4 protein-coding genes are annotated in these 2,384 nt (G+C 63.4%); 2 read left to right on the top strand and 2 right to left on the bottom strand.

Annotated elements, in window-relative coordinates; genetic code table 11:
- Together AC1D00_RS36750 and AC1D00_RS36755 are read left to right on the top strand one after the other, a co-directional pair.
- On the top strand, positions 1-900 hold a 900-nt coding region (locus AC1D00_RS36750; protein WP_477014041.1), incomplete at its 5' end, for a PDZ domain-containing protein.
- A gap of 267 nt (positions 901-1,167) precedes the next feature.
- Positions 1,168-1,530: a hypothetical protein gene (locus AC1D00_RS36755; RefSeq protein WP_026312964.1), complete on the top strand. Its 363-nt coding sequence runs from the start codon at positions 1,168-1,170 to the stop codon at positions 1,528-1,530.
- Positions 1,531-1,542: 12 nt separating this feature from the next.
- Here the strand turns inward: AC1D00_RS36755 and AC1D00_RS36760 are convergent, their stop codons facing one another.
- Positions 1,543-1,824 (bottom strand): DUF6496 domain-containing protein, encoded by a 282-nt coding sequence (locus AC1D00_RS36760; RefSeq protein WP_404559164.1) that lies wholly within the window; start codon positions 1,822-1,824, stop codon positions 1,543-1,545.
- A gap of 89 nt (positions 1,825-1,913) precedes the next feature.
- On the bottom strand, positions 1,914-2,108 hold the full coding sequence (locus tag AC1D00_RS36765) for a DUF3072 domain-containing protein (protein WP_027546239.1): 195 nt from the start codon (positions 2,106-2,108) through the stop codon (positions 1,914-1,916).
- Between the last annotated feature and the right edge of the window lie 276 nt (positions 2,109-2,384).

A 2,384-nucleotide genomic window follows, 5' to 3' on the forward strand; every position in this document is an offset into this window, starting at 1 on the left:
TTCGGCCTCGGCGGCACCGTGACCGCCGGCATCGTCTCGGCCAGCGGCCGCGACATCGGCAATGGTCCCTATGACGACTTCATCCAGATCGACGCGCCCATCAACAAGGGCAATTCCGGCGGCCCGGCCTTCGACATGAACGGCAACGTGATCGGCGTGAACACCGCGATCTTCTCGCCGTCGGGCGGCTCGGTCGGCATCGGCTTCGACATTCCGGCCACGACCGCAAAGCTCGTCGTCGCGCAGTTGAAGGACAAGGGTGCGGTCACCCGCGGCTGGCTCGGCGTGCAGGTGCAGCCGGTGACGTCAGAGATCGCCGACAGCCTCGGCCTGAAGGAGGCGCGCGGCGCGATCGTCGACAATCCGCAGGACAATAGCCCGGCGGCAAAGGCCGGCATCGAGGCGGGCGACGTCATCACCGCCGTCAACGGTACCGCGATCAAGGACTCCCGCGATCTCGCCCGCACCATCGCCACGCTGGGGCCGGGCACGTCCGTGAAGCTCGACGTCTTCCACAAGGGCGCGAGCAAGACGGTGACCCTCGCGCTCGGCGAACTGCCGAACGAGCGGCAGGCCCAAGGAAACGGAAAGGCCGACGAGGGCAAGGCGCAGCCGGGCAACGGCACGCCGCGCCTCGGGCTCAGCCTGGCGCCGGCCGGCGACGTGCAGGGCGCCGGCCAGAAGGGCGTCGTCGTCACCGAGGTCGATCCGCAAGGGCCGGCGGCGCAGCGCGGCATCCAGACCGGCGACGTCATCCTCAATGTCGGCGGCAAGCCCGTCGCCAATGTCGGCGACGTCCGCTCCGAGCTGGCGCAGGCCAAATCGTCCGGCAAGACCAGCGTGCTGTTGCAGGTCAAAAGTGCGGACGCGACCCGGTTTGTCGCGGTGCCACTCGCGTAGGTCGAGCTCTTCCGGCGCAAATCCAAAAAGGCGGCCTTCGGGCCGCCTTTTCTCGTTGGCATCCGAGATACCCACAGGTCGCCGATAACATTCTCGTCAACGGCAGCATTGGTGACAGGTTCGTCCGAAAAAGCCGCGTTCGCTCGTCAGAATTCGATCGCGTGTTGCCTTGGCGGCAATGAAGGCGCCCAGGCGAGTTGCAAGAGTGGAACTTCGGACCTCCGGCCGTCTTATGGAACCGGCGGTTCGTATTTGATCGGTGCCGACATGGATCGATTGAAGCTCTCGCTGAGACGTGCGCTGCTCGTGGCGCCGCTCGTGCTGTCGGCTGGAAGTGCCCTGGGGCGCGATGATGGCCGCTACGCCGATTCGCCGCTCAAGCCCTGGTTCGACAGCCTGCGCAGCCATCTCGGCCCGTGCTGCTCGGACGCCGACGGATTTGCCGTCTCCGATCCGGATTGGGAGTCGCATGACGGGCACTATCGCGTGCGCCTCGATGGGCAATGGGTCGATGTGCCCGATGAAGCCGTCATCACCGAGCCGAACCGCGCCGGCCGCACCATGGTGTGGCCGGTGAAGACCGCGTTTGGCATCTCGATCCGCTGCTTCATGCCGGGCAGCATGATCTAGCGCCGATTGCCGCTATCGCTTGGCGGATTTGCGTTTGGACGTTTTCTTGCTCGTCTTTTTCTTGGATGCCTTCTTCTTGGATGCCTTCCGCTTCGAGGCCTTCTTCGGGACCTTCTTGCCTTTCTTGCGCGCCTTCGACAGGCCGATTGCGATCGCCTGCTTGCGGCTCTTCACACGTCCGCCGCGACCACCGGGGCCGCTCTTTGCCGTGCCCTTCTTGTAGCGCCGCATTTCGCTTTCGACGTCGCTGCCGGCGCTGCGCGAGTAGCGGCGTTTCTTTGCCTTCCGTGCCATTCGGATTCTCCCTTGGCCGGGAGAAAACCCATTCGGCATAAGCATGGTTCCGAAAGCGCGCCCGCAACGTTCCGGATGCACGATGCAGCCTAGAAGGAATTTGCCAGTTCGATCTCCGCCTCGAGCACCTGGATGCGGCGCGCAGCTTCAGTGAAGGACAGATCGCGATCATATTGCGCGGGCTGATAGGCCTCCTCGCTGAGCCGCTTCAACCTCAGGCCCTGTGACCTCGTCATCTGCTCCGCGAGGAAAACCCTGGCGTCGTATTTACCTTGAACTTGCATCTGGCCTCTCCGTTCTGAAATCGTGACTTGACTATATGTTCTTATTTTGTTCTAACAAGCCATGGACAACAGAATTAATGAAATTCGACGTAAGATCAGCGCCTTGAGGCTGGAAATGGCCGATGTCGAGGCGTCCGTGCGCGGTCTCGTCGACCGCGATCGCGACTGCTCAGAAAAGGCCCTGGCGCAGATGGATCTGCGCCGGAGAATCAATCTGCTGATCGGCGAATGGATGGCGGCTGGCGGTGGCGATGTCCTGCCGGATGTTCGCGATCG

The sequence above is a fragment of the Bradyrhizobium sp. P2_E8 genome, assembly GCF_056403875.1.